Raw genomic sequence first — 24,606 nt, 5'->3', positions numbered from 1 at the left:
CTTGTTATGGTAACGCTTACGAACCCTAGTATACTTAAGAAAGCGCAACCATTCATTGGACAGAAAAAGCGTCTCTGACTGGACAATATTGATATCACTGAACTGGCTTAAGCTCATTAAGCATCCTGTCTAATCTGAGATGGCGTCATTCCTGTCATTTTTTTGAATATGCGGTGAAAATAAGTCAGATCTGAATAGCCGACCGCTTCTGCGGCGCTCTTGATGGATACCGAAGAATCCTGAAGAAGCTCAAGCGCTTTCTCCATCCTTTTCGCAATCAAATAATCCATGACAGTTACACCAATTTCTTGTTTAAACGTACGGGATAGATGCTCTTTGCTGACAAAAAACTGGCTGGCAATAGTGGCAAGACTCACTTGCTCGGCGTACGAAAGATCGAGATACTTCCGAATCTCATCGATATTAATGCGGGTTTTGTTTTTCCTTTGGTGAATTAATGCTTCTACGATACCGACATAGGTGTTGGTCAAAACATCCGTCCACTCGGACACCGGCGTATCATCCGTAACAAAAAAATGATTGGCGCTAGCCTGAGCTTCCATTGTTAATTCGCTTCCCGAAATAGCGCATTGCTCCTCCAGAAGCAGCATGAATTGCTTGTACAGCGAATTATTCAGACCAGGCTGCAAGCTTTCTTGATCGCTCAACGTTTGCTCCAGGAGCTTAAAGCTTTTCTTGACGGCCTCCGTGTTCATCTCTTGAAAATGTCTGGTGATCGTATGTTTCAGCTCCGTGATCACTTTCAATAACTGCTTGTCCAGCGGTTTGGCAGCATGGATCCCCCGTGTTACGCCCAATTCTCGCACCGCTTTCTCCAAAGCTCTATTCAGCTCTTCCGGATTGATCGGCTTGATCAGATATTCATCGACTTTGGATAAAATCGCCTGTTTCATATAGGTAAAATCATCAAATCCACTAATGACAATTTTGCGGATAAATGGATAGTCCTCACTTATTTTTTGCAGAAGCTGAGCTCCGTCCATGCCTCGCATTTTCATATCTGTAATCACAATCTCCGGATGTATCTGCGCTATGATAGTGAGGCCACTTAGCCCATCCTCTGCTTCCTCAACCTGAGAGATACCTAGTCGCTCCCAATCTGCCAAATGCCTTATGCTGTTGCGGACCCAGAACTCATCATCAATAATGACAGCTTTCATTGTAGAGGCTCCTCTCCTTTAATTAGTGCGGGAATAACGACTTTGACTTTCGTTCCGGCACCTTTTGCGCTTGTGACAAACATACCGTACTCCTGACCAAAAATAAGCTTAATCCGTGAATTCACGTTGTTCATTCCCATGCTTTCCCCCAACACCTGATCCTCCCCTGGTCGGCTTAATTGCCTCCGAATTTCCTCTAACCGCACCTCATCCATGCCTAGACCGTTATCTTCGATACTTATCTCAATTTCATCCATCATCTTCTCCACCCTGATCGTTATCATCCACTGACCCATCTGGCCTTCCAAACCATGGACGAAACAATTCTCTACAATAGGCTGGAGTATGAATTTGGGAAGCTCAAACATGCCGCAGTCTTCTTCGATGTCAATTTGAATATGAATCGTATCCTGAAAGCGCAGCTTTTGAATATGCAAATAGTTCGTAACATGTTCGATTTCATCCGCCACAGTGACGAGATCTGATTTCATTTTAATCGTATAACGAAATAATTCACTAAGCGCTCTGACATACTCATAAATTTCTGGTGCGTTTCGTGAGAGGGCAACCCCACCAATGGATTGCAGCGCATTATACAGAAAATGCGGATTGATCTGTGCCTGCATCGCTTTCAGCTGCGCAGTTCTCTTCTCGATTTTACTTTTATACTCAATTTGAACCAGCTCTTTAATTTTCTGAAGCATAGAATTGAACCGTCTTTCTAGTGTACCAATCTCATCGCTCCGTACCTTATCGACACCCACATTGAAATTTAGATGCTCCACGGCCTTCATTGACCTCGTCAGTCGAATAATCGGTTTCGTGGTGAAATAAGCAATTAAAACGGAAAGAATCATAGCGAGAAGAATAGAGACCATAGCTGTATAAAAACTAAAACTCAGCGTATTGGAAGCGCCTTCATTTACGTAGCTAATCGGAATAAATTTCACGATCCATAAATTGGCTGATACAACTGGCTGGTAAAATAGAATACCTTGCTTTGATTCGATAAAGCCAGGCTCCATTGGACTGTGTATCGCCTTTTCCAGCATCTCCTTGTCCATCATCGTTTGTGCGGGGTACGGATTGTACATGATGTTTCCTTGCGCGTCCAAAACAAGCACTTGGCTATTGGGCTCCGAATGGATCATGTTGATGACGTTATCCATCATATTCCATCTTGCTTCAATAAACACGCCACCGAGAATCTCATGATCCTCAAAGCGATTCATGCTGCGCACCAATTTGAAATTATTGTGTGTGGATTTGACAATCTTGTTGACAGTCTGGTGGTTATTTACGGATTCTCCCTCTTCACCGAAGAGATTAATCATTTGATCCGTTGATCGTACAGCATCCTTATCGACAATATACATACGCTGTTTGGCATTCAGATACAGAGAGATCGAGGCAATATTCGTATTGTTGGCCACATACAGGGATCTGAGTTTCTCATCAATATACAGTTTTCCTGTATCCAGAACGTTACCATTGCTCACCGTTTCACCACCAGAATTCGGAAATAAGTTGTTATCCATAAGAAGCGAATACGCCACCGAATGCAATTGACCAAATTTTTCATCGAAATATTTGGCAGCCCAGTCCATTCTCGACTCGTTAGATCGTATGATTTCCAGACTTAATGATTGCTTCGTGGTCTTTGCGGCAAAGATCGTCACTAAAGTTAACGGCAGAACAGCAATAATGATCATCAGAATCATAAGCTTGTATCTCATACTCATTTGAACAGGAAACTGAAAGCGCCGTGTCATCGTTCTAATTTCCACCTTATTTTTTCCTCCTGTTTGGTTATTGCATCGCAAGTAAAATTCATGCTACTGTGAGAGTGGAAACTCAACTACGCGATCACGATAAGGTATAATCTAAATGAATGAACTTTTCATGGACTTCTTAACGATTTTGCTCCCTACCTTTTTCTTTTTCTACATGGCAGTAACCTTGATTCATCGAAATATGAAGAGCATGTTGAACCGAATTGCGGCTCTCCTCATGCTTGCTTTTCAATTTTATTTCCTAGGGGAATACATCAAAACATCTTTGCTCCCGCAATATCAGATGCAGATTGTTCTCTATGGAAATAGTCCGATGCTCCTGTTGGTTATATGCTGCTTGGTTCATCTCAGTATACTCATCGGAAGTCCTGCGACTTCGTCATTCAAGCGATTCTTGCCTTTCATTTACGCAGTTCCTTATGTCCTGTGGCTTATATTTTTAATTACCAAAGATCATCGGGTATTGTTTAATGCGGCTGTGACGGATGGACGAAGTCCACTTGATCCACTATTTCTACTATTTACGGTTCTCCTCATAGCAGGATATATCCTTCTTTCGGTGATCATCCTAGCTGTTTCCTGGTATCGTGTGAAGGTAGTCAAGCATCGACAGGTTCTGCGTTCGCTGCTGCTCAGCTTATTTTTGCTCTTTGCCTGGTTTGTTTTTGTTACATCTATTTTACAATCGAAGGTAGTAACTTCACGGAATGCCATGATCCTATTTTTCATAGGATACTTGGTATGGGCTCTTGCCCTCCGTCATTTGGTTGGCAAATATGATATTATGCCGGATTACCGCAAGCTCTTTCATATTCTTTTCAAATCTGCGCCAACCGCCATTCTCCTTCTGGACCAAAAGGGAGACATCAAAGAGATGAATCCAAGGGCCAAACAATGGTTTGAAGGGATCCCTGTTCAACATATAATGAGCTATTTCCAGTTTGAAAATAACTTGCCCGTAGCGGATATGTTGGCTCTTGTTCAGCAAGAGAATGATGCCCAGTGGGAGGCTCAACTGCATAATCCGAATACAGGCGATTTGGATCTAGTTATGGGCCTTGAATTGATCGAAGAAACCGACGAGAAGCTATTTGTGATGCACCTCACGGACGTTACTTCTCTCAAGGTTGCAGAACGCAAATTATTGAAATCCGAACAAAATTATAAGTATTTAGCGCACCACGATTCACTAACGGATCTATACAATCGTGCTGCCCTCCACGAGCTGTTGCAAGAAAAGATAACGCGTCGTGAAAGCTTTGCACTTATCTTAATCGACTTAGACAATTTCAAACCGATCAACGATAGATATGGACATTTCGTTGGTGATCTTTATCTGAAGCATATTTCACATATGTTGGAAAATTGCTCCTACCCTGATGATTTGATCGGACGGATTGGGGGAGACGAATTCGTTTGGATTATTTCCTCTATGGATGGAAATAGCGAGTTAGACCGTGTTGTCGATACGCGGTTATCCCTCTTACAGAAAACCCCTTTTATGTACAAAGGGATTGAAATCCCGATTTTGTTTAGTGCCGGAGTCAGTCAGTATCCCAAAGACGCGACGGACATCGCCGCATTACTGAAAACCGCGGATGAAGCTATGTATACCATGAAACGGGCAAGGAAAAATGGTGTTTCCACCTAAGCTAATAGGTGGCTCGGGAAAATAAATGGCGGCAGCCTTGGACTAAACAACTAGTCCTTGGCCGCCGCTATTTATTTTATGTATCAACATCCATAGGAATGAAGACGCTGAATTTAGTACCTATCCCCTGTTTGCTCTGAACGCGAATCGTTCCACCCAAAGCTTCAATAATTCGGTAACTGACCATAAGTCCGAGCCCCGTGCCTTTCGATTTCGTCGAATAAAATGGATCCCCTAATCGCAAAAGCTGCTCTTCGTTCATGCCAATCCCCGTATCCGTAATCTCAATAACCGCGTGGTTCTTTTGGGCAAAAGTATGAATCGTTATCTTCCCGTTTTTCTCTATCGCTTCCGCCGCATTTTTAATTAAATTGATCAGGACCTGGGTTAATTTTTTCGAATCTGCATAAACATACAATTCCTCCAACTGGCTCTCCACAATATGCCCTTTGGACGTAACATACGGGTCGGTAATACTCATTACGTTGCTCAAATGGGCTTTCACATCAATCTTTTCTACCCTTTCAGCCTGAGGCTTGGCGTACATGAGGTATTCGGAGATAATGCCTTCCGCCCGATCAATCTCTTCAATGGCATGAATCGCATACTTAAGATCCGTTTCATTTTGCGAACGGGCCTTTAATAATTGAAGAAAACCTTTGGACACGGTGATTGGATTGCGAATTTCATGTGCGATGGTTGCAGCGAGCTCACCTAAGACGCTAAGTTTCTCGGACCGGTAGATTTCATCCCGCATCTGGATGTTGTCTTTCATCGTTTCAATGAAAAAGAAAGTGATCCATGAACAAATCGTAAGAATGACGCAGTAATAAGTAAAGAAAACCTCATGCTGATCCGTATCATTATGCAATTGAATGGAGCTCCATACCGATACAATCAATGCTGACAATAATGAAAACAGCACACCCATGACAATATTTTGTTTGCCAGTTATTTTTTTGCGAAGCTTCAGGAAGACAATGACAATAATGAATATAGGAATATAAGATAAGGCGGTTACTATAAACCCGCTCCCCCCGAGATAGAACCGATAACCAAGCAAAATAATGGCCACAAGCACCCCAGAGCGGTAACCCCCGTAAAACAGCGCTACTAGAAAAGGAATTATTCTTAAATCATATATATACCCGGGGAAAACCGTAAAAGGAAAAGACATGCAGCATACCACAGATATACTTGAGAACACGCCGACAATTAATTTGAAATGCTTATTCTTATATAAGCCAAAAGCAAAGTATGAAAGGGCTCCTACCAAAATGAATAGAAAGTTTAACAGTATGTAATCTAGCATAAGGCGCCTCCCATACGAGTTTATGTCATCTTGATTATGCATGAAAAAAGCCGCTTAGCAAATAGTAAAAAGCGGCAGTCTAGGAAAAAAAGTTCCCAGACTGTCGCTTTTTGAATTCGTGCAGTATGAATGTATACTTGTGTCTTAAATTTTACTAACAACTTCCTTATTTTGAAGCAAAGCAACCAGATAAGCCAAGGTCAATCCTTGCCCCCATCCTTGCACCCTTTTCTTGGAAATTACCTTGTAATCATCTACGGAGTACATGACTGCCGTGCCTGCGGATACGTTTCGTACTGAGCCGTCTTCATCAATATTTGCCAAGATGCCCTCATAAGCTTTGGCCATATAATTCTGATGCAGCGGGTGCGCATAAGTTACGAGTGCGGCGGCAATTCCTGCGGAGGCTGATGTTTCCTCGTAGGAGGTCTCATCATTCAATACCGTGCGCCACAGTCCATTCTCCGATTGCAGTCTGACCAATGCGCTTAATTGATCGCCAAGTGCCCCACCAATTTGCATCCACATAGGCATGAAAGGATTCAGCATTTTATAGGATTGTGCCATTGTATAAGCAGCCCATGCATTCGCTCTGCCCCAGTAAATGCCGGACAAATGATCTTTCCTGACATTATCCCAGGCATGATAGAATAAATTCGTCTTCGTGTCCTGCAGATATTCTTCATGCCAGTAGAATTGATTAAGCGCATCCTCAATGTACGCCTTATTATCTAGTTTAAATCCGAGTCGCAGCAAGAAATACGCAGCCATGAATAACGTATCCGCCCATGCTTGCTCTGGAAAATCATTCTTAGAAGATACCGTATGCTGGAATACGCCCTCCCCGAATCGGATGGCATCCTTCCGCAAATATTCAGCTTTCAACAACGCCAGGTCGAGGTACTTGGCATCATCTGTAGCTTCATACAAGGTCAACATGGTATGTCCCATGGCACAAGCGTTAACCATCATCGGCGGCAACCCAAGCTCCAGGTACTCGTCCACCCATTTAACCAAGAAATCGATGTACTCCTGATTCCCGGTTACTTCCCAAGCTTTGCAAATGCCATAATAGGCTACTCCACAAGACCAGTTCCATGTGAAATCCATATTCATCGTTCTGCGGACTACCCGGTCTATGAGTTCTTTTACTTCATTTTCATTGCATTCAAATTTCCGCATTGGATCGCTACCTCCGTCTATTTTAGCTGATGAAATTTATAGCTTTCGCACACATTTACCTATAAAAATACCATAATATCCGAAGGCATTCTCCGCATTTTTAACTAAAAAATGTGCAAATCTCGCATATCTTGCGTTTTGATGAAACCGTTTAACTCGTCAACTGCTGAGATTCCCGGTACTGACCTGGCGACAAGCCGACACACTTTTTGAAAATACGGCTGAAAGATATCGAGTTGGTATACCCCGCTCTGACAGAGATGTCCTGAACCGTCTCCAAGGTTTCCGTTAGCCGTTTCTTCGCGAATTCCATCCGCAGTGAAATGAGAAAGTCGCTGAAGTTCTCACCAATTTCTTCCTTGAACAGTTGGCTCAAATACTTCGAATTGACTTGAAAGCGATCACTCAAGAGAGCCAAGGAAAGGTTCGGGTCTGTGAAGTTTTCCGCCACATAGCTGCGAATTTCTTTCATCAATGCATGATGTCTCCGGTTATGGGAAAGCTCCAGCAATTGCTCCAGCATTTTCTCTAACGCCACACGATAGCACGTCTCAATCTGCTCAAGTGTCTCGGAATGTTCCAAACCCTGCATCAACTCAGACTTCAGACTCGTCTTCCAGTACATCTCAATTTCCGGCTGCGTGCCTTCCAATTCGCGCTCCATTTGAAAAATAAAATATTGCAGAAGCCTTTCAATATCTCCCCTTTGCAGCTGTTGAACCCGCATTTCTTGAAACAGCTTGTTGAAAGCAGCGGACCACCCCTGATCCGTCAAACGAACTTGCCGCACGACAGCTTGGATAAGCTGAAGATACGTAAACCATTCATCCGATAACTTTTCGTTGCCTTCTACAGTAGCTATGATTTGATTGATGCCCAAAGTGACTTTCCGGTTCACAGCTTGGCCGGCTTCTTGATAAGAACGACGAATCAAAGCTACATCCTCAGCAACGGTGCCAACACCTAACGTAACGGTAAAATCCAAATGGGCCTCGATCCATGAACGAATTTGCTCGGTCAATTTCAATAGATGGTGCTCAAGATCCTGATCCTCGTGAGAGATATGGAGAAGCACCAGTCTATTTTTGGACACCCATTCCATGATGACTTGCTGCTGATTCTGTTCAGAGAACTCTACCGCTACACTGCTGATAACAAATTTGAAAAGCGACTGATCCTTTTGGTTATATGTCATGCAGAACTGTACATAATGATCAATTTCGAGCAGCGCAACAATAAAGCGGGTGTCATTCTTCATCCCATAATGTTCGCTTTCCAGCTTCCATACTTCCTGATCCTCTGCGTATTCGCCATTCAGTAGATTCTGTAAAAATTGCTGCCTGCGAATCGCCAGATGCTCGACTTGCCGCTCCTGAAAGGCCATATTGTTCGTAATGAGCCGCTCAATAGCTTGATCAATGAAAGCGAACTCGTTTGTATCGTTCTTCAAATCATTCGAAATCACCGCATTCGAGAAACGGTCGATTCGATGCAAAATCGCTTCAATCGGCCTATAACTTCGACGTGTGACGTAAAACATGGAGCCTATCGCCAAGGCAATGGCACCCAGCACGGCGACAATCCATACCAAGTTGCCATGAAGCAAAATACTGTAAAGCTGACTTCCTTTAATTCCCGTTTGATAGGTCCAGCCGGTATAATCGGACGTTACTGCCGCTTGAACACCGATATCCTTGGATTCGAAGAACACATTCGGGAAAAAAGGCTGATGCCCGGCATCGTAAATTTGCGCATTCGTCACCGTGCGATCAATCATCCCATCGGTAAATTTAGAAATAGCGTCCAGATTTACGTTGATAATCATGTAGCCGAGGCTGCCTGTATCCAGCGGAACTTTTCTTCCCAGCGTAATTACTTTGAGATTCGTCCTATTGGTCCCGTCTTTGACACGTGGCGACGACCAATTAACAGGGTAGGGCTGTTCTAACAATTCACGGATAAAATCACGATCCGGAAAATCACTCATAGACCGTATCGTGCTCTGATCGAGAACCATTTTATCTTTCGCTCTGTAGAAATAAATGGAATCGATAAAATTATGCTGTACCATCATTTCACTCAAAACATTGGATGCTGCATAACTGAGCAACCGGTCAGAAGGCGTTTCCAGAAAAGCCTGCAGCTCCGCATTCGTCTGAATCACTTTCCGAGCATCAGCATCAATCGTTTTTAATGAATTATCGATCATGTTGCTGATATATTCCGTTGTTACTTTGTTGGCTTGAATCGCATTACGGACATTGAGTTCGTTAATAATCGTAACGAAAATAGAAATGAGAATCGAAATCGTAAGAAACAATATCGGAAGATACGAAAACATCATGCGTTTGATATACGTGTTATTTTTCATCTTAACTCACCCTGTTTGCCAGCTTTTACTACTAACACTATACAAGCCAGCCTAACTTGCTGCAATAAACTGATTTCTGTCACCTAAACTTATTTCAGAAATGCTGATTTCCAACACAAAACCAAGCAAAAAAACAGCTGGTTCCCCAATCACACAAGGGTGCCAGCTGAATCCTCTTATTTTTTCTTCATTTCTTTATAAGCCGCTCGTTTTTCATCGATTACGGCTTGGCCGCCTATTTTCAGATATTCTGCGGTGATGGCATCGAATGTTTTGCTGAATTCTTCCGGCTTAGCTAAGACACTTTTGACGACGGCTTCCTGGGCTTTGTCACCTAGCGTTTTGCTATTTTTGATCTCAGACTCGATCGGACGATCGAATCGCGGATTGGTGTAACCGTCATTTAAGGCGTTGTTAATCGTTTGTTTGGCCAATTCTTTATAATTAGGGAATTGAATGGCGGCGGCCTCGATATTTTTATCCGGAGATCCGAAATCTTTCCCGTTGCTAATCATCGCGATATCGACGTTGTTGTAGAACGTTTTCTTCGCTTCATCCGTTGTTATCGTTTTTGGGAATCCATTTTCAAGCGTATAATGCTGGCCTTCAATACCATTTTGCAGTGTGAACAAGACATCGGGCTTCGACATCCAGTCCAAATACTTAATGGCTTCTGCTGCATGCTTACTCGACTTCGGAACCATCAGGTAAGCGCCAATCGGATCGTATATCGCTTTCGGATGCTTGCCCTCTTCATTCGTGAACGGATCCATGGCCACATACTCTGCGCTCGGCACATTCTTCTTGAGCGAGTCGAGAACATTGCCTGTCCCCATTAAATTGGGGTGGGCAGCCAGTGCAGTGAAAGCGCCGACTAAACCGTTCGATACATCCTTCTCGAAATTTTTGCCGTCTTTATCCAGTGCGAAGTCCGGATTAATCAGACCCTCTTGGTTCAACTTATTCAAGAACTGAACGCCTTCTTTATAGCCGGGCTTCAGCAGCTCAGGCGTTGCATAGAAATCTTCTTCCGAAATTTTCTTGACGAATGAACTGATCAGAATCCCTGGTGTACTGATGTTCGTACCGTTCATCGCGCTGAAATCGAAAGGAATCACTTTGCCGCCAGTTTGTCCTGGATCTTTCTCTTTAAAGGCTTTCATTGTTTTGTAAAATTCTTCTGTGGTCTTCGGAATTGGCATGCCCAGCTTATCCAGCCAATCCTTGCGAATATAGGAGGTATGCGCATATTGCAAAGGTCTTTTTGCAGGAACTGTATACTGCTTGCCGCTAAAAATACCATAATTCAATACTTCCTGACCAAGGAACTTCTTCAGGTTCGGACCATTATCTTCGAGCAGCTTGCCAAGATCCGTCAAACCGCCATTTTTGACATAATTGTTAATGGTATTCGTATCATACGTAAACACAACATCCGGAGCATCGCCAGATGCCATAAGCACATTGAGTTTATCTACCTCTTGATTACGCGGAACTGGAATGAACTGCATTTTGATATTGTTCGGATCACCGAAGTTTTTCTGAATCCATTGTGTCCAGAAGTTATTATCGACGGAACCTGCTCCTGCAGGTGCATTTCCCCGGTCGAACATTTCGACTTTCAGTGTGACGGTCTCTTTGCTTGCACCGTTTGCTGCAGCTGCCCCAGAAGGGCTTGATGAAGCTTCTTTAGAGGCGCTCGAGCAGGCTGACAGCATTCCAGTCAAAACCAGTAGAGCGGTTGAAGCACCAAACCATTGGCGTTGCTTTTTGTTCATTGTAGTAACCCCTTTCAAAATGGTAAGTCGTATATGTTAACCTCCTGGCATGTCAGAGGCAGTAACCAAGGTTAGCCCTTCACTGCTCCTATCATAATTCCGGAGACGAAATATCGCTGCAGCCACGGATACACGATTAAGATTGGCGTAGTAGCGAACATGATGCTCGCGGCCTTGATACTCTCTGGAACAGACTCGATTTGGGAGGCGCCTTCTTGCGCTGTCAAATCCGTAACCATGCTGTTCATAACGACTTGATACAGCTTGAGCTGTATGGGATACATATCCGCATGAGTGATATAGAAGAGTGCGTCCATAAAGCCGTTCCACCGAGATACCGCATAAAATAAACTAAGTGTCGCTAGCGCCGGCAAGGAAAGCGGTAGTACGATGCGAATGAGAGTCCCTATGTGTGAACTTCCGTCCAAGTAGGCGGATTCCTCCAAGCTAACGGGTACCGATGAGAAGAACGAACGTAAAATGATTAAATTAAAAGCTGAGATCATACCTGGTACGATCAGTGATGCAAGATTATCCAGCATTCCAAGCTGCTTCACCAGCAAATATTCGGGAATTAATCCACCACTGAAGAACATCGTAAAGACGATTAGCAGCATAAACACTTTTCTGCCCTTCAGACGTTCTTTCGTCAGCGGATATGCAGCACAGATGCTCATCACCATGCTCACGACTGTATAGGTAACCGTTAACACGATGGTCAACCCCATCGATTTCAGCATTCTCGTATCCGTAAATACAATTTCATACGCATGAAAGTCTATTTCCCTTGGGAAAATGGTGACGAGATCGGACAAGATGGCATGCTTGGAGCTTAACGAGATCGAGATAATGTGAAGGAACGGCAGCAGACAGATGAGGAGCGCCACCCCGATAATCAACATAATCATAGCGTCTATAAGCCGAAACTTCTTCGTTTTCCGCAATACAGCGTTGTTCATACTGTTTCCTCCTACCATAATCCTTGCTCTCCGAATCGTTTGGCAATCGTATTCGCCAAGACCACGAAGATAAGTCCTACCAGCGCTTGGAACAAGCCCATAGCGGTTGCCAACGAGAACTGCGCTGATTGCAGACCAGCCTTGTACACAAAGGTAGAGATGACTTCCGCATAATCCATAACGAGAGGATTGCTCATGACGAAGGGACGCTCGAAACCGATGGTCATGATATGACCCAGCTGCATAATCAGCATGACTACGATGGTCGACCGAATACCTGGCAGCGTAATGTGCCAAACCTTCTTCCATCTTCCTGCCCCGTCCACCTCGGAAGCTTCGTAAAGCTCCTTATTGATACCGGTTAATGCCGCCAAGTAAATGATGGTTCCCCAACCGGCACTTTGCCAAATCCCCGTTCCCAAATACACGAGAAGCCAATGATTTTTCTCCGTTAAGAATGGGACTGCCGGCAAACCGAGATGTTCAATCAGATTGTTAACGAGACCACCTTTTGTAGCAAACATTTGGTACACGAGCCCGCCAATGATGATCCATGAAATAAAGTGAGGCAGGTATAGAATCGTTTGCGCTACCTTTTTAAACCACATGGTTCGTAGTTCATTTAGCAAAATCGCCAATAGGATAGGAGCAGGAAACGAAAAAAATAAATCCAGGAAATTCAGCAGAAGCGTATTTCTGACAACCTGATAGAACTGGCTCATTGCAAATAACTCGCGGAAATTATCGAACCCGATCCATCTGCTGCCTGTAACTCCTTGAAAAATACTGTAATCCTGGAACGCAATCGCCGCCCCATACATCGGAACATACTTAAATATAAGGAAATAGGCAATTGGTAAAACAAGTAAGGCATATAGTTGATAATCCTTCATTAATCCCGCTACCCGTCGACGCCTCACGGCTGCCTGGATGGATGGCGACTTCGTTTGTGTAACACTTTGGTCCATGTGCATCCCTGCTTTCTCTTTGTCTTGCTAAGCAGCTTTCTCTGCTGCCTCTTTCCCTGACCGTACTGGTCCAGGCGGCTAACAACACTATACGCGGAGCGCAGCAAACAACACAATAAACTAAATTCCGTACACAAACCTATTTCCGCAACCCTTGGTGCATAAGGCTTTTGCGCCAAAATAAAGAACGCCTGTTAGGAATCAACAGGCGTTACGGAACTAACTATATTCGACTTGGTGATCTCCTAGTATCTATGCTAAAATCGTGATAGCGCTTACTTGCATGTCACCCTATATCCAAATAATCAGAAATGTTGGAGGAACGAATGTGGAAGAAAACGCAAAGAATGAACACGTTAATTACCATCATCCCTTACTGCGCTACAAAATATGGGACATTACGTTAGAGCCATTGCCTTCGCTCCCTTGGAACCCGTGGCACTATCATAAAGAAATAGAGATCATTCTGCTATTCGAAGGTGCTATGCAAGTTGAAACGGTAGACACGATTTATCATTTACAAGATCAAGACTTGTTAATCATCGGATCTTCCCGGTTACACCGTACCCGTAGACAGAAGTTAGTCAAACAAATTGTCTTGCAGTTGGACATGACGGCACAATTAGATCCGTACACCAAGGACTTCTCTCCAATTTTGTTAGAATTATCGGATCCACTGGATCGCATCAACGAAGTATTGGCAAACAATCAATCTGTTAAGGACACTATTTTCCATCTGTTAGTCCAAGTTTACCAAGAGGCAAGCCATATGGAGCCTGGTTACGAATTGGCGATAAGCGGTGCCTTCAAGCAGCTGCTCTCCCTGCTCATACGTCATTCTCCATCCTCTCCTCCGATATCACCAGCGGATTGGCAGCGTCTCAAGCCAGTACTAGATTATATTGATTTACATTATCGTAATCCGATTCGGATTCAGGATATCCTCCATCTCGTACATTTGGAATATCACTATTTTATTAAATACTTTCAACAGTGCATTGGCATGTCCTTTGTAGACTATCTTCATTTAAGACGAATTAAAACAGCTGAGCATCTATTGCTTACCGAATCGCTGAATATTGCCGATGTCGGCGTGCAATCCGGCTTTCCGAATGTCAATATGTTCATTCGTATTTTTAAGCGATATAACGCGTATACGCCTTCTGAATTCCGCAAAAGGCGTATACAAAAGCCGTCATCGTTCGTTTAAGACTCGCTATTCAATTACCTGCAAATTCGCCTGTTTCTGAATGAGTTCGTTTGTTGCCTTACGAGCGATACGGGTTGCGATGAGCCCATCTATGCCAGTCGGCATATCACCCTTTTGACCGGTTTCAAGTGCTAGGGCGAAAGCTTCGTACATGCCCTTGAAATTCTTTTCTGGGGCAAAAGGAAACCGTGTTGTGCCGGCCACATTCCGCATCTCAAATAATTTGGATTCACGATCATAACGAATAACTCCGTCAGTCCCGATCAATTCATAAATAAAATGTGAGACTGGCTCCTTAGCCGTAAAACAATAAGAATAGCTGATTTCTACCATCGTATGTACATCGTTGGCATGCTTCATATGGAGGTACATATGGTCTGGAGCTTCATAATTGTCCACCCAAGCTCCTTCCGAATGCTGAAGCTGCACATCCGAATTCAGCCACCATCTGGCAAGGTCAATCTGATGAACACCGCAGTCAACCATAGGTCCGCCTTCGAACATTCGGTTAGCGCGTCTTACGTTCAGTTGCTGAGCGGTTTGATCATGATCCACATATTTGCCATGATTATTCCAGATATAACTTAACCTCAGTGATCGTACCTCACCGATCGCCTTATTATCAACGATGGTTTTAATCTGCTGAGCAACGGGACTGAATCGGTAATCAAAGGCTGTGAACAACATTAATCCCGCTTCTTCCATGATGGCGATCATCTCAGCAGCCTCTTTATCATCCATGGCCAGCGGTTTCTCACACAGTACATGCTTTCCATAACGTGCGGCATCGCGTACATTTTGATAATGCGAAGGCGCTGGAGATGTAATGACTACCGCATCAATTCCTGATTGGAAAAACAGCTCAACATCACTAAAAACTGGCACATTATGTTTCTTCTCCAGCTCCTCTTTTCGAGAAACCACTGGTTCATAAATAGCTGCTAACTCGAATGTAGACGAATTTATTATCGTGGGAATATGCCCGTAATTTGCAACAACTCCACAGCCCATCAAGCCCAATTTCAACATACTCTTTCCTCCTGTAGATCCTGCCAACCTAATTTTTGTTCTTCCTATTCTTTCACCGAACCCATTAATACCCCTTTAACAAAATATTTTTGCAAAAATGGATACACCATCAAAATGGGGAGCGTGGCGACCACAATGGCCGCATACTTCAATGTTTCAGGAAACGCTGTTTTATTGGCATCATCGATGACTTGTCCATATCCTGTGGAATCACCAATGATGACAAGCTGCCTTAGAACGACCTGCAGCGTCCAATAACGTGAATTATTCATATACATGATTGCGGCGAAAAACTGATTCCAATTCCCAACGGCATAAAATAAGGTAAAGGACGCCAGCGCAGGCAAAGACAAGGGGAGTGCGATTCGCATAAAAATCCCAAAGTTGCTGCAGCCGTCCATTCTTGCCGAATCTTCAAGCGCTTGCGGAATGCTTGCGAAGAAATTTTTCAAAACAATCAGGTTAAAAGCAGAGATGGCGCCCGGCAGCATTAAAGCCCAAAGGCTATTGATCATCCCGAGCTGCTTAACAACTAGGTAAGTTGGGATAAGCCCACCGCTAAACATCATCGAAAAGACGATTAACATCAAAATAGCTCTACGCGCGCGAAACCGTTTCTTCGACAAGGAGTAACCTAATGTTGATGTAAACAACATGTTTATCGCTGTCCCTACCACAGTTATAAATATTGTAAATAGCAGGGCTCTGACAAACGACGGTGTAGTAAGAATCATATGGTAGGACGTAAGCGTAAACTTCTCAGGCCATAAAATAATGCTTTCCGTAAGCACCTGCTTGATTGGTGATAGAGATGCGACAATGACATAATAGAAGGGAATAAAGGTTATTATCGCTACCAAGAACAATGATAGATAGTTTGCACTATCGAAAATCCGACTGCCTACCCCTCTATTTCGAATCATGCTATCCTCCTCCTTATTCTTCCCTGCTCAATATATGCCATCTTCGCCAGCCTTTTTAACCAACCAATTTGCAACAGCAACAACAATGAGACTGATGATTGATTTGAATAGCCCAACAGCCGTAGAAAAGCTCAATTGCCCCTCAACCAATCCTTTTTGATAGACAAATGTTTCGAAAACATCTCCTACATTTCGCACCAAACTATTTAACATGAGGAAAATTTGCTCAAATCCAACGTCCATGATGTGTCCTAGACGTAATAGAAACAGGATGATAATCGTGCTGCGAATCGTTGGCAGCGTAATGTGCCATAACTGTTTCCAACGATTCGCTCCGTCCATAACCGCAGCTTCATACAGTTGTGGATCCACACCTGCGAGTGCGGCTAAATAAATGATGGTCCCCCAACCGGCTTCTTTCCAAACATCTTGTATAACAATCAGCGTTCTAAAAGCTGCCGGTTCAGACAAGAAATTAATCGTTTTTCCACCCATTGCCTCAATGATATGATTAACGACTCCCCCGCCTGACAACAAGACAAACGTTAGTGAGGCAATAACAACCCAGGAAATAAAATGCGGTAAATAAATGATCGTCTGTATCAACTTTTTAAAAAATGTTTTGCTTATTTCATGCAGCATTAGGGCAAGAACAATGGGAACTGGAAAGAAAAAGATCAGCTGATAAAAGCTAATTAACAACGTGTTTCTCATTAAGTTCCAAAAATGATCATAAGCAAAAAGCTCCTGGAAGTGCTTAAACCCAACCCATTCACTTTTCCAAAACCCCATAAAAGGACTGAAATCCTGGAAGGAAATTAGAATTCCCCACATCGGCAAGTATTTAAATAAAAGAAAATAGACGATCCCAGGAAGGGCAAGCAAATAAAGATCCCAATCCTGAAAAAAAGAGACAAATCTCCGTTTCGTTGCTTTCTTCGTTATTGGCCCTGTTAAGCTGGATTGCCCTGATATTTGGTTCATACTTGTCAACTCCCGATACTCCTACTTACTGCCCTGAGATTTATAAAACTCGTTGGTTTCCTTCGTGATTTGGTCACCGCCACCCGCTTTCCATTTCGTAACAAACTCATCGAAAGCATTTGCCGGCAGCTGCCCCGTAATAATCCTTGTAAAATAATCATATCTAAGCTTGTTGTTTATTTCTTCGTTCTTCTGTATTTGAGTTGGTGAGATGTAGGATGGGAGCGTTAGGGCAATTCCCTTGTCCTTATTCTTATCCAGCGCATCACGTTGAACCTTTTGGATATCTAGTGGTGCTCCAGTATCTGTATAGCTATAGACATCATATGGTGAAACCATGATTAATTCCTTAATATCGTCTTTAATGTATTTCTCGTTCGTAGTAAATGTACCGTCCGCATTCTTGGTGTTATGAATGCCATCGATCCCGTATTTATTGAAATGATAGCCTTCCTCACTTGCTTCCCAGTTCATAATCTCTAGGACCTTATCTACCTTCTCGGGCTTGGCTGTCGCAGGTATAACCCAGCCAGCTGCGTTGCCACTTCCAGCAAAATATCCACTAATCCCAGTCGGCCCTACAGGAGGATCGATATAAATAAGTTCCGCCTTTGGATCCACTTTTTTCAGTGCAGCAATATCCTGAGCGTAGTCAATGATATAGCTTTCTAGGAGAATCCCTGCTTTCCCGCTTTGAATTTCTTTCCGAGTGTTCCCTTGTTGTACAGGGAAGTCTTTACTTAGAGCTCCTTGCGCATATAAATCCCGTAAAAATTGAAGAGACTGATTCATGCCTGGCGTAACAAATGCATTCATTAGTGTTCCATCTGCTTGTTTCAACCAGCCGTTCCCTGTTCCGAAGGCGCCAAACAATGGGCCCAAATTCGATAGTTTAGGATCTGTGGCAATTCCATACGTATCTGCATTGCCGTCGCCGTCAGGATCATTTTTGGTGAATGCAACTGCCACTTTAGCGAAGTCATCCGTCGTTTTGGGAATAGGCAAATTCAGTTTATCGAGCCAATCCTTCCGAATCAGGACGCCTGTACGCACGATCGGCCTCACCCTCGGTATCATATAGAAATGTCCGTCTACTTTCACATTGTCCCAAATCGTTTGCGGGTATTTTTTCAAATTAGGAGCTTTATCAATATACTTATCTAATTGCATGAAGGCCCCTTGCTTTAAATACCCACTTAAAGCCGCATCGGGGAATGCGTTCCAGACCATCACATCAGGGATACTGCCAGAGGCAACGATCGTGTTTTGCTTGGTGGTGTAATCATTGATTGGCGTGTCCATAATCGTCAGCTTCACGTTAAACTTTTTCTCCAAAAATTTAATAGCCTCATTGTCGTCATGTGTAATTTGAATATTAGCCGATGTGTAAAACATGACGCTTAAATCCATTGGTGCAGCAGGTTTCGAATCACCGGAAGAGGAATTTGCAGTTGGAGCGGAAGAACAACCAATTAATGAGACAGTTAAAACTGCTGTTGCTGCAAGCGTGTTTACCTTACGCAATCTGTTTTTGACCACATTGTTAGCCCCCTAAATGTATCATCCTTTTTAAAGATAACGCTTACATCAACGTCGAACCATCGCTCTTACAAATCCAATTGTACGTGAAAGCCCATATAGATTCTAGGAACAGAACTGGTGTAAAATCACACAAAACTGTCATTTTGCTTTCCATCCGAAGTTACTTGCTGGGTTGAAATAGCACAACAAGTCCATTCACAGAAAGAAAAAAGAGCTGCGTGAGGCCAGCTCTTTCCGTCCACTTAAGGACTTATTATTTTCTGCTGTCTTTCAGGATGGAGGCCATCGCCATGCAAAATAATACGACAATTATGATAAGTACTACGCCACCTAAGACAACGAGGCCCATTTTTATAAGAAATATTTCGATTACAGCATCGACCATTTTCCCACTACCTTTTTGGAAATAAATCTATCATTTATTGGTAGATTTTGTGAGTACTATTTTTTTATAGTACTGGGGGGTTGAGGATCGGCCTGCTTGGGGGAACTACAGACCGCTAATCTTGCGGATAGCGGGGTTTTGGCGGTTCGTGGGGAACTACAGGGCTTGCAATCGCAGGCCATCAGGTCCACCAACGCAAAGAAGCTACCCGTCAGCCGGTAGCTTCATAACTCAAAATCAAATCTTGCCGTAATCACGGCAGCAAGATCTTAATCGCCGCTCATCCAGCACCAGCCCGAAGCCCGGCGAAAAACCGTGCAAACTAACCCGGCTGTCAGCCGTCCTCGATGTAACCTGTGCGATAACACAGGTTTCGAACGCATCAGACTCGCCAGGTTTCTCCAGCGCCTCAACCCAATCGGCGGATAAACCGATCGCGAGCTGTTGCCAAACCGTACAAGCCGGGCCAACCAAGCTGTCGTCACCAATCATAAGCTTGGCGCCGAAACTTTGGATCTTGCGCGCCAGCTCTACAGCATGAATAAGAGAGCCCGCACAGCCTGGGTGAATATTATAGATGCCGCCCATGCCAGGCATTACCGAACGGGCAGCTTCAATCGCCGGGCGCAAAGGCGCGTCTGGCAGCAGCTGCAGCGCACCAGCCTGATCCTGTAGCCGGATCCACTGCGGCACCGTCAGGCTAGCCGGATCTTCGCAAGCATTGAGTCCAGCTTCTTGCAGGATGTGCATTGCAGCTACGATGCCGTCAAGGTTATCTTCACTCTTCTTCGGCCGGTAGCCGTCATTCACATCACCGACGATGAACGTCTGCGGTCCCATGACATCTCGGGCTGCTTCAACGATCTTTTTATCCAGAACAATGTCCCCGAACAGCTTGACCTTCAGGTGGGTGCGGTAACCTTGATCCCATGATTCCTGCGCCCGCTCTCTGACCTTCTCTAGGTCGTTCTCCAGAATGCAGAACAGCCCCGGAACGGGCTCCTTGCCATCAAGCCCCAGCAGTTCAAGGACTGACTGGCCGAGCAGTTGACCCGCAAGGTCCAGCAGCGCTGTCTCCACCATTTCAGCACGCTTGGAGCCCAGCTCTGCAAGCCTGCTCATTACGGTGCGAACCGCTATCCCAATCGGCATCCCGATTAAATCTTGCAGCGGGGTAAGCCATTCCTTCAAATCCATCTCTTCGCGGTTGACAGCCATGATATTTTCTCCCCAGCCGCACCGAACCTGATCCCCATCCCCGGCTGAAATGCGGATAAATCCGTGGATACGATTCGTCCACGCCCCATGGCTGAATGACCGCTCAACATTTACGTCATACCGGTAAAGCTCAATCGAGCGGATCGGGTCTGCTACCTGATCCAGACGTTCCATAATCTTTTCCATGTCTACTCCCATCTTCCCTTAAGGGCTACAGTTTGTTGTGTTCGCGGAAATCTTTGGGCGTCATGCCCGCCATTTTTTTGAAAATCCGATTGAAATACGTCGGTTGATACCCGACTTGCACAGCGATTTCCTGCATTTTCAGCTCAGAGCCTATAAGCAGTTCTTTGGCCCGATCCAGTCTCGTCTTGGTCAAGTAGTCGACGAAATATATACCCGTTACTTGCAGGAAAAGCTTACTCAGACCCGACGAAGAGATGCCGAGGCGGTCAGCGCACAAGTCCAGCGAGATGTCCGTTTGATACTCCGAACGAATCATACCAACGGTCCGCTCAACCAATTCGCGAGCCCTGTCGTTCTGATGATGCATAAGCTCCGCCATCAATGGTTCCACGATCCGAGCGGAATACCAAGCCTGCATCTCGTCGCTGTCCTTAAGCGCCAGCAGTTCGGCATAGAGCTGGCCCCAATCAAACAGGGAACCGGCTTGCATGACGTCCGATTGCATCAAAGCCCCCTGCACTGCTCCCAGAAGCTTGAGGCTGCCCTGCTGCAAAAGCAGTTCCCGCTTCGCGTGCGCCTTTAGCTCCTGGAAAAACAAGCCCAACAACCGGTGACTCTCTTCCCCCAACCCGCTGATCATCGAATGGACGAGGTCTTGCTCCAACGTGAACGGGTATCTGGAATCTGCATGCTCGCTCATCGGTTCGTTCAAATCGATAATCTGGTTCGGTACATCCAGCTTTCTGTACCGCAGCGCCTGCTGTACCTCTTCCCAAGCGAGCGGAATGCGGCTGATGGCAGACACGGTCTGACCTAGGCCAATAACGGTATCCATTTTCAAAATACGGTGCAAGCTTTGACCAATCTCGGAAGCCATCCGCTTCAGCCGCTCGGCAACCTCGGCAGGAGATACCTCCCGGGGAAACATGATGAACAAACCGACAGATAAGTCATGCAAGTTCATAACGGATACATTGTCATTGCCTGTCAGTTCCTCAATTATATTGACCGCTGCGAATGTCACCAGTGGCTGCTCATCCTCGCGGAAGGACCCCTGCAACAACCGATGGAAACCCAACAGTTGTACGACCATAACAACGAATTGCTGCCCATCAGGCTCCCAACCATACTGCTCCATCCGCTGCGTGATCTCCTGATCCTGTAACAGCTGCAGATGGCCCTGCACCAATTGCAGCAAGAACCCTGTCCGCAGCGAGGAATGTTGTCCCTCCAGCCGTGACTGCAGCAAATGACTTTCTCTGCTCAAATTCCGCCACTGCTCCTCGATGTACTGGATCTCGTCCTTGGGAACGAGCAGCGGCTCCGGACCGGCTGGGGAGATCAACGTGCGCAGAAGCCGATGAATCGGCTGGACCAGCCGTACGGACGCATACCACGAGCTGAGCAGAACAAACAATAAACTAATCAGTCCCACCGCCATAATGAGCCGAGATACGAGCACAATCGGTTTCAGAAATTCGGACATTGGAACTGCCGAAACGAGCTCCCAACCGGTGATCGGTATGACCGCCGTCGATACCACATACAGCTCGCTATTCCAGCTCCACCGGAAAGAGGAGGATTTCTCCTGCTTCCCACCTATCTCTTGAACGAGCGCCTCGTTCATCTCTTTAACAGCAGGCGAGAACAACTCGCGTGACAGCAGCGTTCCTTCCCTGTTGAGGATGAAAGCCGTGCCGCCAAGACCTGGATCGAAGCCCGCTAAATTCAGAAGCTGCTTCTCGTTAATTCGGGCCATGATCACACCGAACGGTTCGCCGATAACTGGCAGCTTGTGAATGACGAACAGCCCATCGATCGCGGGCTCCTGAAGCATGCGCCAGAACAGCCGCTCTTTCACAGCGAGCAATTCGTGATAGGGCACCGCCCCTTCACCTTCCAGTTTGTGGATACCTTGGCTGTCCGAGATAATGCGAGGCGGACTCTCTAGGTACACAAAGGCCTGATCAATTAGCGCACTGCTGTTATTCAAGACCGTCAGAGATTCAAAGAACTCCTTGCTAAACGCATAATTATCTTTAAAATCAATGCCTCTGAGCTTGTCGCTCATCGGATTCAGCGTCCACTGGTTCATACCGACCTGCAGATGACCTAGCGCATCGCTAACTTGCTTAACCGTGTAGTCAAGCTGCAGTTTATGCGTCCGTTCAACCTCACGCTCTATGTAGCTGACACCGATATAATAACTGCTAAACGCAATAAGGAGGGTTGGAATGGTTGTAACAATCAGAATGAGCAGCAAGCTCCGCCGGAATGCGTGTCCTCGATATGATAGCAATCCTTTCCCTATCCGCTTCTTCATGCCCCATCCATCCCATCATCTATGCTCGTACAGGAAGCGCACTCCTGAGCCAATGCCCCTGAGCCGCTTCCTGCTGATTTTTCTTGTTATTTTAAAATGTTATTTACCCGCTATTCGCTTCTGATACGAATCGTTTACTTCCTTGATGATTGCTTGGAAGTTCTGATCCTTGGACAAATTCTGCACCAAATCATCCCATGCACTGATGGGTTCTTTGCCCATGATGACTTTGACCCGTAGATCATCTACCTTCTTATCAATCTCAGCGCCGAATTTGCTCGCAGTCTCCGAGAATAATCCGTTGCCAATATCACCGACCAAATACGGTTCCCGTGCATCGACGATCTTCTTGTTACGCTCGAAAACATCAGCAGGCATCCCCGTCCGGTATGCCCAGAGGTACTTCTCGTCGCGACTGAAGATTTTACCCAGCGCACTCTGGGAGACAATATCCTTTTTCGCCTGTTCCGTGGCCAGCTTTATGCCGTCCTTCTCGGTATAGTGAACATCCTTGAAGCCGTACCAAGCCAGATCCGTACCTTCCTGCGACGAACCATAATCCATCAATTGCAGAATTGTCTTCAGCTTCTCCTCGGATACCTTCTTCGGAATCAGGAAGATCCCATTGAAGCCACGCCATTGATACGCCATCTTCTTGCCTTCTGGACTAACCAGATAGGTCATTGGCAGTAAATCCGCAGTCGGATTCGTTTTCCGCAGCTCTTCTGTCGGACGCCAGGAGGCCTCAACCGTATCGACCCACATGCCGGCTTTGTTGGACTTAGCCATATCCTCGAACTGGCTCAGTTTGAGCACCGCAAAGTCCTCGGGAATGACTTTTTCGTCGTATAGTTTCTTTTCATACAGAATGGCATCACGGGTCTGCGGCTCCAGATAAATATGCGCGAGTTTGCCATCCTTCAACTTCCATTTACCTTGCGTTGAGTTGAATAGCGGTTCGAATAAGAAGGACCCTTGGTTGCCAGCTAGTCCAAACGTGTCCTGCTTGCCATTCCCGTCGGGATCTTTATACGTAAAAGCCTTCATCGTTTCGAGTAATTCATCCATCGTCTCCGGCATTTTCATACCGAGCTTATCGAGCCAGTCTTTGCGAATATTGATAAAAGACCACCCGCCCATGGGGCGAACCGCAGGTATACCGTAATTTTTGCCATCCTGCATCTTGGAATTTTCCCATACCGCAGTCGGATAGGCAGACAGATTTGGATACGCCTTCATCAATTCTGGTGTAAGCTCCCAGAACGCACCTTCCTTAGCCATCTGCATCACGAGCGGGTCAAAAGGATCCAGAACGAACATCAAATCCGGGATATCGCCGGAAGCCAGCGTCACTTTCGTTTTTTCCGCATAGTTATTGGATGAAACCCATTGAATATTTAACTTCGTATTCGTGCGCTTGCCGATTTCCTGAACGATCACATTGTCGGCACCTGGCGGTTCCGGTGTGCTGAAGTTCGTCATAATGGAGATCTCGGTCGTTTTCTGCGACGTTTTACCAGCATCACCACCGCAGCCTGTTAGCGCTATAGCCGCCGCCGTCAAAATCGTTGCACTTTTTACTATACCATGTTTACGTAGTATCAATTGTAT

The 24,606-nt window shown here is 45.2% G+C and carries 17 protein-coding genes; 2 read left to right on the top strand and 15 right to left on the bottom strand.

Going from position 1 to position 24,606, the window contains the following annotated elements:
• Nucleotides 1–116 precede the first annotated feature (116 nt).
• On the bottom strand, nucleotides 117–1,181 hold the full coding sequence (locus GQF01_RS30840; protein ID WP_161410894.1) for a response regulator transcription factor: 1,065 nt from the start codon (nucleotides 1,179–1,181) through the stop codon (nucleotides 117–119).
• The gene (locus GQF01_RS36980; protein WP_161410893.1) at nucleotides 1,178–2,968 is read right to left on the bottom strand and encodes a sensor histidine kinase; all 1,791 of its coding nucleotides are present in this window, start codon (nucleotides 2,966–2,968) and stop codon (nucleotides 1,178–1,180) included. The genes GQF01_RS30840 and GQF01_RS36980 overlap by 4 nt, the downstream gene beginning before the upstream one ends.
• A gap of 115 nt (nucleotides 2,969–3,083) precedes the next feature.
• Here GQF01_RS36980 and GQF01_RS30830 point away from each other — a divergent pair, with 115 nt between their 5' ends.
• On the top strand, nucleotides 3,084–4,625 hold the full coding sequence (locus GQF01_RS30830) for a sensor domain-containing diguanylate cyclase (protein ID WP_235960690.1): 1,542 nt from the start codon (nucleotides 3,084–3,086) through the stop codon (nucleotides 4,623–4,625).
• 76 nt (nucleotides 4,626–4,701) lie between these two features.
• Here GQF01_RS30830 and GQF01_RS30825 read toward each other — a convergent pair whose 3' ends face one another.
• From GQF01_RS30825 to GQF01_RS30800, 6 genes are all read right to left on the bottom strand, one after another.
• Nucleotides 4,702–5,937: an ATP-binding protein gene (locus GQF01_RS30825; RefSeq protein WP_161410891.1), complete on the bottom strand. Its 1,236-nt coding sequence runs from the start codon at nucleotides 5,935–5,937 to the stop codon at nucleotides 4,702–4,704.
• A 144-nt stretch (nucleotides 5,938–6,081) separates the two neighbouring features.
• The gene (locus GQF01_RS30820) at nucleotides 6,082–7,119 is read right to left on the bottom strand and encodes a glycoside hydrolase family 88/105 protein (RefSeq protein WP_161410890.1); all 1,038 of its coding nucleotides are present in this window, start codon (nucleotides 7,117–7,119) and stop codon (nucleotides 6,082–6,084) included.
• A gap of 151 nt (nucleotides 7,120–7,270) precedes the next feature.
• Nucleotides 7,271–9,490, bottom strand: a complete 2,220-nt coding sequence (locus GQF01_RS30815) for a helix-turn-helix domain-containing protein (RefSeq protein ID WP_161410889.1) — start codon at nucleotides 9,488–9,490, stop codon at nucleotides 7,271–7,273.
• Nucleotides 9,491–9,666: 176 nt separating this feature from the next.
• Nucleotides 9,667–11,268 (bottom strand): extracellular solute-binding protein, encoded by a 1,602-nt coding sequence (locus tag GQF01_RS30810; protein ID WP_161410888.1) that lies wholly within the window; start codon nucleotides 11,266–11,268, stop codon nucleotides 9,667–9,669.
• Between the two features lie 71 nt (nucleotides 11,269–11,339).
• Entirely contained in the window at nucleotides 11,340–12,227 is an 888-nt protein-coding gene (locus tag GQF01_RS30805; protein ID WP_161410887.1) for a carbohydrate ABC transporter permease, read from the bottom strand.
• A gap of 11 nt (nucleotides 12,228–12,238) precedes the next feature.
• Nucleotides 12,239–13,195: an ABC transporter permease gene (locus tag GQF01_RS30800; protein ID WP_161410886.1), complete on the bottom strand. Its 957-nt coding sequence runs from the start codon at nucleotides 13,193–13,195 to the stop codon at nucleotides 12,239–12,241.
• Nucleotides 13,196–13,523: 328 nt separating this feature from the next.
• Here GQF01_RS30800 and GQF01_RS36975 point away from each other — a divergent pair, with 328 nt between their 5' ends.
• Nucleotides 13,524–14,405, top strand: coding sequence for an AraC family transcriptional regulator (locus tag GQF01_RS36975; RefSeq protein ID WP_161410885.1), 882 nt, complete (start codon nucleotides 13,524–13,526; stop codon nucleotides 14,403–14,405).
• A gap of 6 nt (nucleotides 14,406–14,411) precedes the next feature.
• On the opposite strand, the gene GQF01_RS30790 is transcribed toward GQF01_RS36975, so the two are convergent.
• From GQF01_RS30790 to GQF01_RS30760, 7 genes are all read right to left on the bottom strand, one after another.
• The gene (locus tag GQF01_RS30790; RefSeq protein ID WP_161410884.1) at nucleotides 14,412–15,434 is read right to left on the bottom strand and encodes a Gfo/Idh/MocA family protein; all 1,023 of its coding nucleotides are present in this window, start codon (nucleotides 15,432–15,434) and stop codon (nucleotides 14,412–14,414) included.
• Between the two features lie 44 nt (nucleotides 15,435–15,478).
• Entirely contained in the window at nucleotides 15,479–16,357 is an 879-nt protein-coding gene (locus tag GQF01_RS30785) for a carbohydrate ABC transporter permease (protein WP_161410883.1), read from the bottom strand.
• Nucleotides 16,358–16,384: 27 nt separating this feature from the next.
• Nucleotides 16,385–17,341 (bottom strand): ABC transporter permease, encoded by a 957-nt coding sequence (locus GQF01_RS30780; protein ID WP_161410882.1) that lies wholly within the window; start codon nucleotides 17,339–17,341, stop codon nucleotides 16,385–16,387.
• Between the two features lie 21 nt (nucleotides 17,342–17,362).
• Nucleotides 17,363–18,880, bottom strand: a complete 1,518-nt coding sequence (locus GQF01_RS30775) for an extracellular solute-binding protein (RefSeq protein WP_161410881.1) — start codon at nucleotides 18,878–18,880, stop codon at nucleotides 17,363–17,365.
• Between the two features lie 625 nt (nucleotides 18,881–19,505).
• On the bottom strand, nucleotides 19,506–20,672 hold the full coding sequence (locus tag GQF01_RS30770) for an enolase C-terminal domain-like protein (protein ID WP_161410880.1): 1,167 nt from the start codon (nucleotides 20,670–20,672) through the stop codon (nucleotides 19,506–19,508).
• A gap of 25 nt (nucleotides 20,673–20,697) precedes the next feature.
• Nucleotides 20,698–22,995 (bottom strand): helix-turn-helix domain-containing protein, encoded by a 2,298-nt coding sequence (locus GQF01_RS30765; protein WP_161410879.1) that lies wholly within the window; start codon nucleotides 22,993–22,995, stop codon nucleotides 20,698–20,700.
• 99 nt (nucleotides 22,996–23,094) lie between these two features.
• The gene (locus GQF01_RS30760; RefSeq protein ID WP_235960683.1) at nucleotides 23,095–24,600 is read right to left on the bottom strand and encodes an extracellular solute-binding protein; all 1,506 of its coding nucleotides are present in this window, start codon (nucleotides 24,598–24,600) and stop codon (nucleotides 23,095–23,097) included.
• Nucleotides 24,601–24,606 lie beyond the last annotated feature (6 nt).

The sequence above is a fragment of the Paenibacillus silvestris genome (assembly GCF_009882985.1).
Classification (GTDB): domain Bacteria; phylum Bacillota; class Bacilli; order Paenibacillales; family NBRC-103111; genus Paenibacillus_E; species Paenibacillus_E silvestris.
Note: the sequence above shows the minus strand (reverse complement) of the source record. Positions and strands in the feature narration are given on the sequence as shown.

Excerpts from the sequence above, each read along its gene's own strand:
- GQF01_RS30840 (WP_161410894.1), bottom strand. The coding sequence starts at position 1,181 with ATGAAAGCTGTCATTATTGATGATGAGTTCTGGGTCCGCAACAGCATA.
- GQF01_RS30830 (WP_235960690.1), top strand. The coding sequence starts at position 3,084 with ATGGACTTCTTAACGATTTTGCTCCCTACCTTTTTCTTTTTCTACATG.
- GQF01_RS30825 (WP_161410891.1), bottom strand. The coding sequence starts at position 5,937 with ATGCTAGATTACATACTGTTAAACTTTCTATTCATTTTGGTAGGAGCC.
- GQF01_RS30820 (WP_161410890.1), bottom strand. The coding sequence starts at position 7,119 with ATGCGGAAATTTGAATGCAATGAAAATGAAGTAAAAGAACTCATAGAC.
- GQF01_RS30815 (WP_161410889.1), bottom strand. The coding sequence starts at position 9,490 with ATGAAAAATAACACGTATATCAAACGCATGATGTTTTCGTATCTTCCG.
- GQF01_RS30810 (WP_161410888.1), bottom strand. The coding sequence starts at position 11,268 with ATGAACAAAAAGCAACGCCAATGGTTTGGTGCTTCAACCGCTCTACTG.
- GQF01_RS30805 (WP_161410887.1), bottom strand. The coding sequence starts at position 12,227 with ATGAACAACGCTGTATTGCGGAAAACGAAGAAGTTTCGGCTTATAGAC.
- GQF01_RS30800 (WP_161410886.1), bottom strand. The coding sequence starts at position 13,195 with ATGGACCAAAGTGTTACACAAACGAAGTCGCCATCCATCCAGGCAGCC.
- GQF01_RS30790 (WP_161410884.1), bottom strand. The coding sequence starts at position 15,434 with ATGTTGAAATTGGGCTTGATGGGCTGTGGAGTTGTTGCAAATTACGGG.
- GQF01_RS30785 (WP_161410883.1), bottom strand. The coding sequence starts at position 16,357 with ATGATTCGAAATAGAGGGGTAGGCAGTCGGATTTTCGATAGTGCAAAC.
- GQF01_RS30780 (WP_161410882.1), bottom strand. The coding sequence starts at position 17,341 with ATGAACCAAATATCAGGGCAATCCAGCTTAACAGGGCCAATAACGAAG.
- GQF01_RS30770 (WP_161410880.1), bottom strand. The coding sequence starts at position 20,672 with ATGGAAAAGATTATGGAACGTCTGGATCAGGTAGCAGACCCGATCCGC.
- GQF01_RS30765 (WP_161410879.1), bottom strand. The coding sequence starts at position 22,995 with ATGAAGAAGCGGATAGGGAAAGGATTGCTATCATATCGAGGACACGCA.